The following is a 14,931-nucleotide window of genomic DNA, read 5'->3' on the forward strand; positions in this document are numbered from 1 at the left end:
GTTGAGATTATAACAAATTCGGCGCAAACTGATTCTTGGGTAGCGGGCTTTACAAAAGGTATACAGCATGAATACTACTAACAGCAACAGCCAAGAGCTGCGCTTAACTAACATCGATGTTCAACAAGTGATTGGTATGTTTGACCTGTTGCCTGATGTGTTGTTTTGGGTCAAAGATACGAACAGCGCTATCGTGCACGCCAATAAAGTTTTTTTAGAGCATTTAGGTGTAAAAAGCTTGCAAGTGATAAAAGGGAAAACAGATGAATGTTTCTTTCCGTATTATCTTGCTAGGCAATATCTCACCGACGATATAAAGGTAATGGCCGGGGAGCTAATTACCGATAGGCTTGAATTAAACATGTTAAAAAGCGGTGGTTACGGCTGGTTTTCCACTTCAAAAAGACCCTTAATAAACAAACAGGGTATGATTATTGGGTCTTACGGCTTTACTCAGCACCTAGAAAAAACCTCACATTTGCTCTCTACTATCGATGGCATAAGAGTGCCGGTGGAATACGTTAGAGCGAACTATGCATCGAGCATCACCGTTGAACAACTCGCTGAACTGAGTTTCTTGTCAGTCAGTGCGTTAGAGCGGCGGTTTAAACGTTACCTAAGTAAAACCCCTAAACAGTTTATCAATCAAGTGCGCTTGGAGAACGCGAGACGCTTAATTATGGAAGGGGAGGGACCAATTGCAGATGTAGCGTTAGCCTGTGGGTTTAGCGATCAAAGCTATTTTAGTAAACAGTTCAAATCATTGTTTGCAGTGCAGCCCTCTAAAGTGATGTTGCACGTTCAAAAATTGAATTCCTTGCCGTAACTTTAAGCTGTGTTGATCAAAACTTGTTTAATCGTTTGTTTTGCTTAACTGCAATCGATATTGCTTAGGGGTCAAGTCAAAATGCTTTTTAAAAATTGCGTACATATATGGCAATGAAGGATAACCCGCGCGTTTAGCTACCGAAGCGAGGGGGATATGGTTTTGCTCTAAAAGCTTGCATGCGCCAGAGAGTTTTTCATTGTGAATTTGAGTATGAATTGTATGTCCGCATTCCTGAACAAAACGCTGCTCTAAATTACTGCGCGAAATACCAACATAATCAAGTACCTGGTCGACTTTAATACCGCTATGAGCATACTGGCGAATAAAGTACATAGCTTGAATAACATAGGGGTCCTGCAGCGCTTTAAAATCAGTTGATTGACGTTGAACGACGCCAATCGGTGGCACCAACATTCGTATTGGTGTTCGTGCAGAAGTATCAATGCCAGACCTTTTTTGCTGCAAGCGTTTATGGAGGAGTTTTGCTGCTTTAAATCCAATCTCAAAACAACCCTGACTCACAGAACTTAGGCTTACACGACTCAAGTTTCGGGCGATATCATCATCGTCTATACCGACAATAGAGACCTGATCGGGAACCAATAGACCAATTTTGTCGCAGGTTTGGACCAGATGTCTGGCGCGTGCATCGGTTACCGCAACAATACCCACTGGCAGAGGTAAGCTGGTTAACCAGTCGGCTAAACGATTCATGCTGTAAAGCCATGTTTCAGGGCGAGTTTCTTGACCTTGATACATCGAACATTTGAATCCGTTTTTGTTACAGACATCGGCCATTGCATTTTCTCGCTCCTGGGCCCAACGATGATTTTTATTTTGCGGTAAGCCATAAAACGCAAAATGTTGCAGGCCTTTTTGCTTCAAGTGCTCAAATGCAGTGTCAACAATAGCGTAGTTGTCGGTGGCAACGAAAGGTACAGGTGGGTAGAGTGAAGTATCTTGATATGAGCCGCCGGTGCCAACTATGGGGAGTGTAAGAGGTTGTAGTGCTTGCTGAATACTTGGGTCATCATAGTCGGCGATAATGCCATCGACATCCCAGTCTTTCAAATAGTTTAGCCTTGCTAGGCAGTCCTCCTCGAGATAAACGTCCCAACTGACTTTAGAAGACTGTAAATAATGTCCAATGCCCTCTATTATTTGGCGGTCATAAACTTTATTTGCATTAAACAGCAGACTGATTCGGTGTCGATGAAAGGCAGGCATGTCGATTCTCAAAGTAGGTTAAATCCTGCAAAAGATATAAGTAAACGGTATTGATGATAGTAACCCTTCGTTCGTAACATTTAAATAACAAAATTACGAAATTTAATTATGGAAATTAGTAATTGTGAATAGTTTAACGAGTGTCCATGATGGCGGTATAGTTTTAAAGCGCTAAACATGAGACAAAACCTATGTATCTTGGCATTGATTTAGGCACCTCTGGTGTAAAAGTCATTATTATAAATAGACACGGTGAGCTCCTAGACGCTGCATCGGCGCCGTTAACGGTAAATCGTCCGCAGGCCCTGTTTAGCGAGCAAGATCCAGCGCAATGGTGGTCTGCATTGAATATGGCCATGCAGCAGCTCAGCGAAGGACCTCATTTAGCGCAAGTTTGTAGCATTGGCTTATCGGGGCAAATGCACGGCGCCACTATGTTAGACGAGAACGATCAAGCAGTTTATCCTGCGATTTTATGGAATGATGGTCGTAGTCAAGCGCAATGCGTCGCGCTCGAGGCCAGTGTGAAAAATAGCCGCGACATTACTGGCAATATCATGATGCCTGGTTTTACTGCTCCTAAATTGCTTTGGATGAAAGAGCATCATCCTAAGATCTTTGCCCAAATTAATAAGGTTTTGTTGCCCAAGGACTATCTGCGCTTACTGCTAAGTGGCGATTATGCATCGGATATGTCGGATTCTGCTGGCACTATGTGGTTAAACATCGCTGAGCGAAAGTGGGATGAATCTTTAATTAAGGCCTGTGGTCTGTCACTCTCGCATATGCCAGCCTTATTCGAGGGCTCTCAGATTACGGGATTTCTGTTACCTGAACTGAGTAAAAAATGGGGCATGGCAAAGGCTATCCCAATCGTTGCTGGTGGCGGCGATAATGCCGCTGGTGCAATCGGTGCGGGGCTAATTGAGCCAGGTCAAGGCATGCTATCCTTGGGCACATCTGGTGTCTATTTTGTGGTGAGCGATCAATATAGCGCGTCGCCCGAGAATGCAGTTCATAGCTTCTGCCATGCCTTGCCTATGCGATGGCATTTAATGTCGGTGCTGTTAAGCGCAGCAAGCTGCATACAATGGTTTGCCGAGTCTATTCTCGAACAAGATATCGGAGTGCTTATGGCATCACTTGAAAGCACTGAAATAGAGGCATTTCATTGCCAAGACACGCCCTATTTTTTGCCTTACTTGAGTGGCGAACGCACCCCTCATAACAACCCTGTCGCAAAAGGCATGTTTTTTGGCTTACGTCACACCACGACAAAACTGCATATGCTCTATGCAGTGCTAGAGGGCGTCAGTTTTGCTTTTGCCGACGGTGTGGATGCCCTGCACGGCTCAGGCACAAAGGCCAGCGAGGTGTCATTAATTGGTGGTGGAGCAAAGAGCCCATTTTGGCGTCAAATGCTTGCAGATGTATTAAATCTAACCATGGTCTACCGAACCGGTGGTGATGTAGGCCCAGCTCTAGGTGCTGCGCGTTTGGCGCAAATTGCTTACCTGCAATCAGTTGAACGAGTTGGTGCTAATAAGCCTCATAACGCGCCTACTTTGTCAGACATTTGTTATGCACCGCCAATTCAACAAAAGCATTTAGCCAATGGCACTAGGCACGCGCATTACCAAATTCGGAGAGGAGTATTTCAGCGTCTGTATCAACAAACCAAAGACCTACTTTAACTTGCAATTTGATTCACCTACACATTAGGAAACATCGTTATGTCACATTATTTTGATAGTATTTCGCCCATCGAATATGAGGGTACAGATTCAGATAATCCTCTAGCTTTTCATCATTACAATCCTGAAGAAATAGTGTTAGGAAAAAGCATGAAGGAGCATTTACGCTTTGCGGCATGTTACTGGCATAATTTTTGTTGGGATGGCGCCGATGTATTTGGGCAAGGTACATTTAGTCGTCCTTGGCTTAAAGCCGATTTAGAGCCCATGGCGGCAGCTAAACAAAAAGCGGATGTTGCCTTTGAGTTTTTTTCTAAATTGAATATTCCTTTTTATTGTTTTCATGACGTTGATGTTGCTCCCGAGGGTAACAGCATCAAAGAGTACGTTCACAACTTTTCCAGCATGGTAGATGTGTTGGAGCAAAAACAAGCTGAAACCGGCATGAAACTGCTATGGGGAACGGCAAACTTATTTAGTAATCCTCGCTATGCTGCCGGCGCTGCGTCAAATCCTAATCCAGACGTTTTCAGCTATGGTGCTACCCAAGTGTTACACGCGATGAATGCTACCAAACGTTTGGGTGGCGAGAACTATGTACTTTGGGGCGGCAGAGAAGGCTATGAAAGCCTCCTAAACACTGATCTCCGTCAAGAGCGTGAGCAGCTTGGACGCTTTTTCACTATGGTGGCAGAGCATAAGCAAAAAATTGGTTTTAATGGCACATTATTGATAGAGCCAAAGCCTCAAGAGCCGACAAAACATCAGTATGATTATGATACGGCGACTGTATATGGTTTTTTAAAGCAATTTGGCTTAGAAAACGAATTTAAAGTAAACATTGAAGCCAATCACGCGACACTGGCGGGGCATTCCTTCCATCATGAAATTGCCACGGCCATTTCGATGGGGATTTTTGGCAGCATTGACGCTAACCGAGGCGATGCGCAAAATGGATGGGACACCGATCAGTTTCCAAATGATGTTGGCGAGTTAACGTTAGTCATGTACGAAATCTTAAAAGCCGGCGGATATACAAGCGGCGGATTTAATTTTGACTGTAAGTTACGTCGCCAAAGCTCTGATCCTGCTGATCTGTTTCACGGCCACATTGGCGGGATGGATCATGTTGCATTAGCACTCAAAAAGGCCGCAGCTTTGCTAGAAAAAGATGTGTTAGGTAAAAAGGTGCGTCAACGCTATGCAGATTGGAATTTAGAGACTGGCAAAGATATTTTAGGGGGCAAACATTCACTTGAATCTTTAGCCGATCACACTATTGCAAACAACCTGCATCCCAAACACGTAAGCGGTCAACAAGAGCTGCTTGAAAATCAAGTGAATCGTATCTTGTTTGGGTAGAACAGTGTCATTTGGAAAAAAATAATGAGGGCTGGTTTGGCCTTTGCTAAACCCCTAATTCAACATCCCTCTCAAAATCAATCGCTAAGGCAGTAGTCACCGAACTGACTAGCTAAGTGGAATGAAATAAATGAGGCAGTTGTGATGAAAGTAGCGTTACTGAGATTATTTTTTCTATTTGGTATCGTTGTTTTATTTGCCTGTGCTCAGCCAATAAGGGTCTTAGAGAAAGACGTAACATCGCAAACAAATCATGTCACTTTGAGTGTCGATTTTTCAAAGTCTGCAAATGCTACAGGTGAAGTATTTGACTTTTTCGATGTAAGCGTCAGAACCCAAAACGCTTCGGTAAATTCAATTCCCGCCAAGTTCGATCGGCGCGCTAAAGTAAATACCGTGAGAATGTTAGGGGGTTTTTTCAACAAAGACTTGCAAGCTGATACCTATAAGTGGGATGGCGAAAACTACGTATATGACTTCAAACAAGCCACTAATCGCATTGATGCTTGGCTTGGAAACGACTGGGATATTTTCCAAATTGTCTTGGACAATCCTCCGTGGGCATTTCAACGTGGTATGGTATTTGTTGATGAGGCAAACGGCAAAGACTATTTGAGTAAAGATGCTAGAGGGGTTTATGGGAATGTCTTACCACCGAATGACCCCGTTGCTTGGCGAATGTATATATCGGCTTTTATTCAACACTTAGTGAACACTTATGGCGAAGAAATGGTGCGAAGCTGGCGCTTCAGAGTGGGCTCCGAAATTGACACAAGACCGCAGCATTGGGCAGCTACTCGCCAAGAGTTTTTTGATCACTACAAAAACACCGTAGAAGCAGTGCATGCTGTATTGCCTGAAGCGAAGGTAGGCACTCAGTTTAGAGAGGCGTCATTTAAAGGACGATATGTTGACTACACGGGTAATACTGAAGATGCATATGCGCCTCATTTTGTAGAGTGGGCAAAGGCAAATGATGTCCACTATGATTTTATTGCTATATCTTACTACCCGCATATTCATAAACCTCAGGAGTTGGATATGGCGCTTGTATATGCCCACGATATGGCACCGGTGCAGCGGCATCCCGACTGGAGCCCCGAGGCGAGTTTTGAAATACATGAGTTTAAGCTGATATCAAAAATGCAAAGAGGAGGTTTTGTAAGCGTCGCGACATCTCACAGTTCGTCCTTTTTTGCGATGATGGCAAAAATGGTCTTAGAAAACGGTATCGCCGAGGTGTTTCAATGGGGCAATGTTAGAAAAGGTGAATATATTGCTGAGGCAATGACACAGTTAGCCTTACACTCGATGGTGGGCAATCATCTTTTTGTTAATCAGCGAACAGGTGAGCCAAAGATAGCGAATAATCGAGTCGATGGTATTTTTACGCAAAAGCCTGATAAACAGGGCTTTGATATGCTGCTGTTTAACTTCAATGCGACAGACCTTTCATACCAAGCGCCAGAGTCCATTAGACTGGTTTTAAACGTCGATTTTGCTGAGGGTACGGCGTTTAATTATCGCTTAGCGAATATAGACGCGAGTAACAATCACAACGACCTGTTTTACGCCGACTTTTCAGAACAGTTAATTTCGCAAAGCAAGGGTGGCTGGCTTGTGGATGATATTCATGCGACGTCCTCCCCAAACAAGCGCTTAAGCAACGCTGGTCAGATCGCATTTACACAAGCTAAGCAGTCATACATCAAAAACAATCGTTTGTTATGGAGCGATTGGCAGAGCCTGAAGGTGTCAACCAACGGCTCCGGTCAGTCGCAAATTGTTATCGAAAGTACATTAGCATCATTTGGCGTACAGAGAATTGAAGTATTGCTCGCAGATACTGTAGTGGAAATATTTTGATGTTCAGAAGCTAGCTGACTCAGCTAAATTCAGCGAATAAACGCAAAACCTTCGCTTGTTTAAGCTCATTCAACTCCATACGGTAGGCTGCAGTAAACGAAACCCACTAAACAAAGGAATTAACATAATGCCATCACTGACTACCCTAAAGTTAATGAGTGTTGTGCTTCTCTTATCACTATTTTCAAAATGCCAATTGGTAAACGCGCAAAAAAATTGGGAATTATTAGAAACCAACTTAGTGCCAAGACATGAGTCGACATTGGTAAGTGTTAACGGTGCCTTATATTTGTTAGGCGGTCGGCGAGATAAGCCAATAGAAAAATATGACAGCAAGAACGCTTTATGGAAGCATGTTTTACCTCAAACGCCTCTTGAGCTGCATCATTTTCAAGCGCTAGCTTGGCAAGACAATATATACATTTTGGGTGCTTTCACTGGTTCTTATCCTAACGAAACGGGGGTTGAAAATGTGCTTGTTTTTAATACAAATAGCAATCAATTAACCCGCAGCACAACGATGCCTAAAGACAGAATAAGAGGTGGCGCAAGCGCAGCGGTTTACAACGATAATATTTATTTGGTCGGAGGTATTGTCAACGGTCATCTATCAGGTAGCGTTAGCTGGTTTGACAAATATAATCCAAAAACGCAGAGCTTTGTCAGATTGCCGGATGCCCCTAATTCAAGAGACCACGCCGCGGCAGCAGTAGTAGGAGATAAACTCTATGTTCTCGGAGGTCGCAAAACATCAGCAGCAACTGGGCAAACCTTTGAGTTAACAGTTTCACAAGTTGATGTTTTTGATTTTCACAGTCAAACTTGGCAGACACTTCCTGAAAGTATGAACTTACCCACCCCCAGAGCAGGCGCAAACGTAGTTGTCGTAGAAAAGGATATATGGGTTATTGGAGGCGAATCTGGAAGTCAAAAGCAAGCGCATGCAGAAGTAGAAGTACTAAACACCCATAACTTAACGTGGTCAAACGCGCCACCCCTGAATATAGGAAGACACAGTGGCGGGGCAAGCTTGCATCAGGGAGCTATCTACGTTGTGAGCGGCAGCGGTAGGCGAGGGGGTAGGCCCGAGTTGAGTAATATGGAGAGATTGACCATACCTTTGCGCTAAGTGAGATAACATGCCGCTTAAATCATAATCGGTCAAAAAATTGCAAAATAAATCATTATGGTTTAATGTGCGCCGCGGCTTAAAAATTAACATCACTTTTAAGATTGTCAATACCCGCAATATCGCAAAGCAGCGTCGATTATTTAAGACTGCGCGATAAAACATACTTAAAACAATAATCACGTCGACAGAAGATCCTGAATATTTTTAGGAGGGAGATTTGTGCCTGTTGCTTAGGCAAATTATGAATTTTTGTAAACATTGAAACCGAGGAGTAAGAATGAGCACTGTCGTCTTTGTTAAAGAGCAGAGGTTACAGGAGCGAAGATGCAGTTGTTTACCTAACAATGTAAAAACGCTTGTGGAACTAGGAATGTCTGTGTATGTGCAAAAAGGGATCGGCAAGACATTGCATATTGATGATTCCAAATATATCGATGCTGGCGCGATTATCGCTTCTAGTCGAAAAAAATTGTTGTCTGTTGCTGATTATGTTTTATCCATTCACCCATTGTCTCAAAAGGATTTGAACGAAACTAAGCTTGAGGTTTGTTGTATCAGTTTCTTTGACCCTTTTAATTCACCTGAACTAATTGAGTGGTTAAGAATATCTGGCAGATCATCGTTATCTATGGAATTAATACCAAGAAGTAGTCGTTGTCAAAAAATGGATGCCCTGAGCTCGCAGGCTAGCCTTGCTGGTTATGTTATGGTCGCCGAAGCAATGCTTGCTTTACCCAAAGTATTTCCTATGATGATGACCCCCGCTGGCACCATAAAACCAACAAAGGTGTTTGTAATTGGTGCAGGTGTTGCCGGTTTACAGGCCATTGCCACCGCGAAACGATTAGGAGCGTCGGTGGTTGCATACGACACGCGAGAAGCTGTTGCTGAGCAAGTTAGATCCTTAGGCGCTAAATTTTTAAATATCGACCTAGGTAATACAGGACAGAACGAGCAAGGATATGCGAATGCGCTAACGAGCGAGCAAATAGAGTTGCAGCAAAAGGCTCAAGCGCAGTGTATTGCAGAATCTGATGTCGTGATAACCACAGCGCAAGTTTTTGGCCGCAAACCTCCCTTACTGATAAAAAACAATGTAATTGCATTAATGCAACCAGGTAGTGTGATTGTTGATATGGCAGCTGAATCGGGCGGTAATGTAGAAGCCAGCGTTGCTGGGAAAACCACTATTTATAACGGCGTAACCATTATCGGTACAGGTAATTGGAGTAGTAAAGTTGCCTACCATGCCAGCCAGATGTATGCGAATAACTTACAAGCATTATTGCAAGAGTTTTGGCGTCCACAAGCGCAAAAAGTAGAGCTAGATATCGCAGATGAAATTCTGCAATCGGCTCTAATTACCCACCAAGGCGAATTGATTAATCTAAATTTCAAAGCCTTGCACACCAAAGCCTTGAACAGCGCGGAGACACACTAATGTCATTTATTTATTTATCAACTATCTTAATACTTGCTATTTTTTTAGGATTTGAACTCATTCGAAAAGTGCCTGCGACACTTCATACGCCACTTATGTCAGGTGCCAACGCGATTTCGGGCGTAACCTTGATAGGTGCACTTGCCTATGCCGGGGGCGATTATTCAATACTCTCGAAAACACTTGCATGCCTTTCGGTATGTCTTGCCACCATAAACGTTGTGGGTGGGTATATGGTTACTGACCGTATGCTCGCTATGTTCAAAAGTAAGTAAGGGCGCATTATGGAAAATATAAATTTAATCATTAATGCCGTCTACATCATAAGTGTCATATTATTTATAGTCGGACTTAAACTTTTAGGACACCCAGCGAGTGCCAGAAAAGGAAACTTTTTATCGGCCATAGGTATGCTTGTTGCGATCCTCGCGACCTTGCTTAATGAGCGCATTATTTCTTACGAGTTGATTATTGTTTCGATTGTTGTGGGCAGCATGATTGGCGTAGTCATTGCCAAAAAAGTCGAGATGACAAGTATGCCAGAAATGGTTTCTTTGCTAAATGGCGTAGGCGGCTTAGCAAGTCTTATGGTCGCTTTAGCATTACTATTGAACAATTCTCAATTATCAACCTATTTAATACTGATTGCGTTGTTAACCAGTTTGATTGGCAGTATCACCTTTTCGGGTAGCATTGTCGCGTGGGCAAAACTAAGCGGCAGTATCCCTAGGGTGATCAGCAGCGGTTCTACAGTCTTTAAAGGTCAGGCTTTTGTAAATATTTTCTTATTAGTGTGCATTGTGTTGCTTACAACCGTTTTAACACTCTGGCCAGAAAGTCTCAATTTGATTAGCGTATTTGTTGTGTTGTGTTTGGTCTTGGGCGTGATGCTAGTCTTACCCATTGGTGGTGCGGATATGCCAGTGGTTATTTCTCTACTTAATAGCTACTCAGGTATAGCGGCCTGTGCTGCCGGGTTTGCTGTATTCAATAATTTATTAATTGTGGCTGGTGCTTTGGTTGGTGCGAGTGGAATTATTTTGACCAGCATTATGTGCAAAGCGATGAACCGGTCGCTGAGCAATGTGCTATTTTCTGGTTTTACAAATCCAACAGATAAAACCTTTGAAATTGAAGGGGAAGTGACACCCATGTCGCCCGAAGATGCTTTCTACCTGCTGGAGGCGGCTCAATCTGTATTGGTTATTCCCGGCTATGGGATGGCAGTGGCGCAAGCGCAACATGCAATGAAAGAACTACAGGCCTTGCTGGAAAGAAATGCAGCAGAAGTTGTATATGGTATCCATCCGGTTGCTGGAAGAATGCCCGGTCACATGAATGTATTGTTAGCCGAAGCTGATGTGTCTTATGAGATATTACTCGAGATGGATGAAGTAAATGCCCGCATGGAAGGTTTTGATGTCGCAATTGTTATTGGCGCAAATGATGTGGTTAACCCTGCGGCAAGAGACATAAAGGGTAGCCCAATTTTTGGCATGCCAATAATCAATGCAGATCTCGCAAAAAATGTATTCATCTTAAAACGTAGCATGTCATCAGGTTTCGCCGGTGTAGATAATCCGCTTTTTTTCAAGCCAAATGCCAGAATGCTCTTTGGTGATGCGAAAACCACAATAAACGGGATCATAAAACAATTTTCAGATTGATAATTCAACAATTGATTATTCCAAGACGCACATCGGCTAAGCCATTGAAAATATGAATTAGAACATCAATGGATTGGCCGCTGTACGGATTTTTCAGATTACTGACAACGTGAATCTAAGCATTTAATCATCTCTGGCGTAATTAAATTGGTCGTTTTGCATATACTTCGAGCTACTTTTGTCGCCCAGCGTTCTAAATATGTCTTCAGAATTATATATAAAAAGTAGATTTGTCAATCCCAGCTAATCTTTCGGCTAGTTCAGTCATTTTCAGTCAGCGCAATTACAGTCCTAAAATACCCCTCTTTTGTTAGTGGCAATGTTCTCTACATCCCTCTGTATACGTGGCCTAAAACAAATTTCATACAGTGCGTTAACATTTTGTTGATTAAAGTTTTTTTAGGCGCATAATGGCGCCGAATGATTAATTGTGAGTACTTTTAATGAGCGATTTTGACTTTTAATGTATGGAGATTAAGCATTTATTTATTGTTAAACATTTAATTATCAATAAGGCATGTGAAGTAAAACACATATTTAATTAACCCAATTATCTGGAATCTAGGGGTTTATAATGAAAAAAACATTGTTTAATCAAAATAATCGAAGCTGCTCAATGTTCATTTGCAGTTTAACGGGTATCCTTTTAAGCGTCAGTTCTCCATCAATTATTGCACAAGAGGTTAATACTGCGCTTAATACAGAGAAACAAGAAGAAACTGAAATAATTGAAGTCAAAGGAGTTAGGAGCTCATTAGAGGATGCACTCAATATAAAGCGGACTGCGAAATCTATCGTTGATGCAATTTCTGCAACCGACATTGACTCTCTACCAGCATTAGATTTAGGCGAAGCACTACAGTTGCTGCCCGGAGTTCAATTAAATACTGAAGATGCACAACGCAACTCAGAAATTAGCTTACGCGGCCTAGGAAGCGGGTTTGTTCAAACAACAGCTGAAGGACAATCGTTTGCTACTCCAAGTAGAGCTGCTGATCTTGTCGGTAGTACAAATCCCTTCGGTTCATTTGAAGCAAGTGTATTTGACGGCATTACTGTTATTAAGAGCCCTACGGCGGATATTCAAGAAGGTGGTATAGCCGGTGTCGTAGATAAAAAGTTACAACGCGCACTTACAAAAGCAGACGGTCGCTATAGTTTTAGCTTGGGGACAAGGTACGAGGAACTATCACAAGCTTGGGACAATGAATTCAGGCTTTCAGGTACAAAGCACTTAATTAAAGACACGCTTGCGGTTGCGGTAAAGGTCGCGGGTTCTGAGCAGAATTTTCGTCGTGATACTGCAAACTGGGATGACCGCGCTTTTGTTAATGAAAACGTCGCAAACGTTGCTGAGTTTATTCAACGACATGGTTTGGAAGAAAATGCAAGCATTTATGCGCCCATTCGAGCAAGACAAATAACAGAAAATGCGCGCGGAGATAGATTATCAGCAACAGGGAATATTGAGTGGCAGGCGAGCAAAAATATCAAACTGGGCGCTAACTTACTTTATACAAAACGAGTGCTTGATGAGAGTAATATGGAAGACGTTAACTTTTCGATTCGCTCTCAGCTCGATTCAAGGTTCACCCGCGGTCCAAATGCTGGTCAAGTTATGCAGTCAGTCGAATTATTAGGGAATCCTGTGCGTTTGACGGACGGTGCAGACGGTACGCCAATTTATACTGTAGATGAAGTTAGATTAAGCAATGTGACTTGGGTCCCCGCTAACCGCTTATTCTCATATACTGAAGAGGCCAAAGGCGTATTTTTATACGGCAATTATGTCAACGATGACTGGGTAATTGACAGCACAATAAGTGCGTCAACTGCAAGTAACGAATTTATTAATGAAGGTATTGATGTCCGCCACCTTACTTCAGCAAACAATAATGCTTTTGAACCCACAGGTATTACTGGCACCATCAATACCGGAAATGGTGACTTACGTGCAGCGTCATCTTCATTGTTGGGTTGGGATAACTTTATTTATTCTGGTGAATGGAGCAGCGTAGCGTTAGCGAATTTTGATACTCGTCTTGATAGAACGGTAAATGGAGGAAGAGACGTAAGGCTATTTGTAAATGGCCGAGTTGATCGTCCAGAACGTGATTTCAATAGCTTCGAAGCCAATGCAACGCGCTTTGTGGATTTTGGCAACGATTTAGCTAAAGTGAGTTCGATTAAATTTGGTATTCGTCAGTCGAATGAAGAGTTAAGAAATGACGATTTTCGAATTGGTGCTGGCGGTATCAATACCTCAGGTTTATCAGAAGAAACTATTTGGCGAGACGCCTTAACCTCTGATAATCAGGCAGAATATTTTAATGGTGACTTTCCTGGTTATTACGATATTAACAATGGCTGGAGGGTCCTTGATTCAGAGAATCTAAGAACCTTATTGCAAAGCGACAGAGACATTCCTGAGGGGGCTGAACTTGCTGGAGATACCGGCTGGTTCATTCGCACTGCTGGGGGACGAAACCAATTTTACACTAACAACTTCTCGGTTGAGCAACAAATAAATGCAGCGTATATCATGGCGGATTTTGAGGGTGAAATTGGCGGGATGTTGTATTCTGGTAATATAGGTGTGCGTCATGTTCAAACCAAAAATGACCTAATTGGCTCTGGTTTTATTGATGGTGAAGATGTTCCCTTTGTTAGCGATAACGATTATGAACATACTTTGCCTTCATTTAACGCCTCGCTTGAACTTAAAGACGACTTAATCCTCAGAGCTGCTTATGCAGAAGGCTTAGTGCGTCCGAATCTGCGTGCTCAAACCCCGAGCGGTACAATTAATTCGACCCCAAACCGCGTTACTATAGATAATCCTAGAAGTGATGTAGAGCCATATACCTCAAAAAGCTATGACTTATCATTAGAGTGGTATAACCGAAGTGGTAGTGCCATTTCAATTGGCTATTTTCGGAAAGAAATTACAAACTTGTTTGGCGATAGACAAACGGTTTGCCCTGTTGGTAACGAAGCACAATTTGATGGTTTAGTCGGCGCGCTAGAAAGACTTGACCAGCCAGACGGTGGCTTTATTTGTCAAGAGGTTGGTTCATTTACAGACCCTCAAACCGGTGATATTACTGAAAATCGCGAAGTTCTCATTCGAGAGTATCCAAATATTGATGCAACAATTGATGTAAACGGGTATGAGCTTGCGATACAACAAAAGCTAGATTTTTTACCGTACCCATGGAATGGTTTTGGTGGTGTATTTAACTATACTTATGTAACGACCGACGAGGGTGATGACGCTCCGCCAATGACACGTATTGCGCCGCGCTCATACAATCTTATTACCTATTGGGAAAACGATGGTATTTCTGTGCGACTGGCATACAACTGGCAGGACGAAAAATTGTTAAGCGCAGGTGGTGGTGATCCAAATTTCCTAGGTAGTGATGCTCGCTCTCAGACCTCTGGTGGCCGTTTGGATTTATCTACGTCCTATAGGTGGAGCAAAAGCTTAAGGCTAAATTTAAATGCATTTAACTTAAACAACCGTCAAGAGTATGATTTTATTGGAGGTAATGAAGATGCGATACATCGTGTAAGATACTCTGGCCGCCAGTATCAAATCTTTGCTACTTACACATTTTAATTATTAATTGTTAAATAACGCTACAAAGCCTAATGAAAACAAAACTGGATGTTTTGTGCTTCGTTAGGCTTTTTAGCGTCTGAGGTCGTCA

At 42.6% G+C, this 14,931-nt stretch carries 10 protein-coding genes; 9 read left to right on the plus strand and 1 reads right to left on the minus strand.

Annotated features, from left to right (window positions below; all coding sequences use genetic code 11):
- The first annotated feature begins 67 nt into the window (after positions 1 to 67).
- Complete coding sequence (locus AB9H30_RS06200; RefSeq protein WP_371193783.1) at positions 68 to 826, plus strand: helix-turn-helix domain-containing protein; 759 nt, start codon at positions 68 to 70, stop codon at positions 824 to 826.
- 27 nt (positions 827 to 853) lie between these two features.
- Here the strand turns inward: AB9H30_RS06200 and AB9H30_RS06205 are convergent, their stop codons facing one another.
- The gene (locus AB9H30_RS06205; protein WP_371193784.1) at positions 854 to 2,056 is read right to left on the minus strand and encodes a XylR family transcriptional regulator; all 1,203 of its coding nucleotides are present in this window, start codon (positions 2,054 to 2,056) and stop codon (positions 854 to 856) included.
- A gap of 191 nt (positions 2,057 to 2,247) precedes the next feature.
- Here AB9H30_RS06205 and xylB point away from each other — a divergent pair, with 191 nt between their 5' ends.
- The 8 genes from xylB (at position 2,248) to AB9H30_RS06245 (ending at position 14,840) form a co-directional block, all read left to right on the plus strand.
- Positions 2,248 to 3,750 (plus strand): xylulokinase, encoded by a 1,503-nt coding sequence (gene xylB / locus AB9H30_RS06210; protein ID WP_371193785.1) that lies wholly within the window; start codon positions 2,248 to 2,250, stop codon positions 3,748 to 3,750.
- A gap of 39 nt (positions 3,751 to 3,789) precedes the next feature.
- A complete protein-coding gene (xylA, locus tag AB9H30_RS06215) occupies positions 3,790 to 5,112 on the plus strand; it encodes a xylose isomerase (protein WP_371193786.1) in 1,323 nt (440 codons plus the stop codon).
- Positions 5,113 to 5,256: 144 nt separating this feature from the next.
- Positions 5,257 to 6,978 (plus strand): hypothetical protein, encoded by a 1,722-nt coding sequence (locus tag AB9H30_RS06220; protein WP_371193787.1) that lies wholly within the window; start codon positions 5,257 to 5,259, stop codon positions 6,976 to 6,978.
- 127 nt (positions 6,979 to 7,105) lie between these two features.
- Positions 7,106 to 8,107: a Kelch repeat-containing protein gene (locus tag AB9H30_RS06225; RefSeq protein WP_371193788.1), complete on the plus strand. Its 1,002-nt coding sequence runs from the start codon at positions 7,106 to 7,108 to the stop codon at positions 8,105 to 8,107.
- A 280-nt stretch (positions 8,108 to 8,387) separates the two neighbouring features.
- Complete coding sequence (locus AB9H30_RS06230; protein ID WP_371193789.1) at positions 8,388 to 9,551, plus strand: NAD(P) transhydrogenase subunit alpha; 1,164 nt, start codon at positions 8,388 to 8,390, stop codon at positions 9,549 to 9,551.
- Positions 9,551 to 9,826, plus strand: coding sequence for an NAD(P) transhydrogenase subunit alpha (locus AB9H30_RS06235; protein WP_371193790.1), 276 nt, complete (start codon positions 9,551 to 9,553; stop codon positions 9,824 to 9,826). The genes AB9H30_RS06230 and AB9H30_RS06235 overlap by 1 nt, the downstream gene beginning before the upstream one ends.
- A 9-nt stretch (positions 9,827 to 9,835) precedes the next feature.
- Complete coding sequence (locus AB9H30_RS06240) at positions 9,836 to 11,218, plus strand: NAD(P)(+) transhydrogenase (Re/Si-specific) subunit beta (RefSeq protein WP_371193791.1); 1,383 nt, start codon at positions 9,836 to 9,838, stop codon at positions 11,216 to 11,218.
- Between the two features lie 574 nt (positions 11,219 to 11,792).
- Entirely contained in the window at positions 11,793 to 14,840 is a 3,048-nt protein-coding gene (locus AB9H30_RS06245) for a TonB-dependent receptor (protein WP_371193792.1), read from the plus strand.
- Positions 14,841 to 14,931 lie beyond the last annotated feature (91 nt).

This window comes from Glaciecola sp. SC05, from assembly GCF_041380235.1.
GTDB lineage: Bacteria > Pseudomonadota > Gammaproteobacteria > Enterobacterales > Alteromonadaceae > Glaciecola.

What these genes read in the sequence shown, in the direction of transcription:
- AB9H30_RS06200 (WP_371193783.1), top strand. Translation starts at nt 68, where the DNA reads ATGAATACTACTAACAGCAACAGCCAAGAGCTGCGCTTAACTAACATC.
- AB9H30_RS06205 (WP_371193784.1), bottom strand. Translation starts at nt 2,056, where the DNA reads ATGCCTGCCTTTCATCGACACCGAATCAGTCTGCTGTTTAATGCAAAT.
- xylB (WP_371193785.1), top strand. Translation starts at nt 2,248, where the DNA reads ATGTATCTTGGCATTGATTTAGGCACCTCTGGTGTAAAAGTCATTATT.
- xylA (WP_371193786.1), top strand. Translation starts at nt 3,790, where the DNA reads ATGTCACATTATTTTGATAGTATTTCGCCCATCGAATATGAGGGTACA.
- AB9H30_RS06220 (WP_371193787.1), top strand. Translation starts at nt 5,257, where the DNA reads ATGAAAGTAGCGTTACTGAGATTATTTTTTCTATTTGGTATCGTTGTT.
- AB9H30_RS06225 (WP_371193788.1), top strand. Translation starts at nt 7,106, where the DNA reads ATGCCATCACTGACTACCCTAAAGTTAATGAGTGTTGTGCTTCTCTTA.
- AB9H30_RS06230 (WP_371193789.1), top strand. Translation starts at nt 8,388, where the DNA reads ATGAGCACTGTCGTCTTTGTTAAAGAGCAGAGGTTACAGGAGCGAAGA.
- AB9H30_RS06235 (WP_371193790.1), top strand. Translation starts at nt 9,551, where the DNA reads ATGTCATTTATTTATTTATCAACTATCTTAATACTTGCTATTTTTTTA.
- AB9H30_RS06240 (WP_371193791.1), top strand. Translation starts at nt 9,836, where the DNA reads ATGGAAAATATAAATTTAATCATTAATGCCGTCTACATCATAAGTGTC.
- AB9H30_RS06245 (WP_371193792.1), top strand. Translation starts at nt 11,793, where the DNA reads ATGAAAAAAACATTGTTTAATCAAAATAATCGAAGCTGCTCAATGTTC.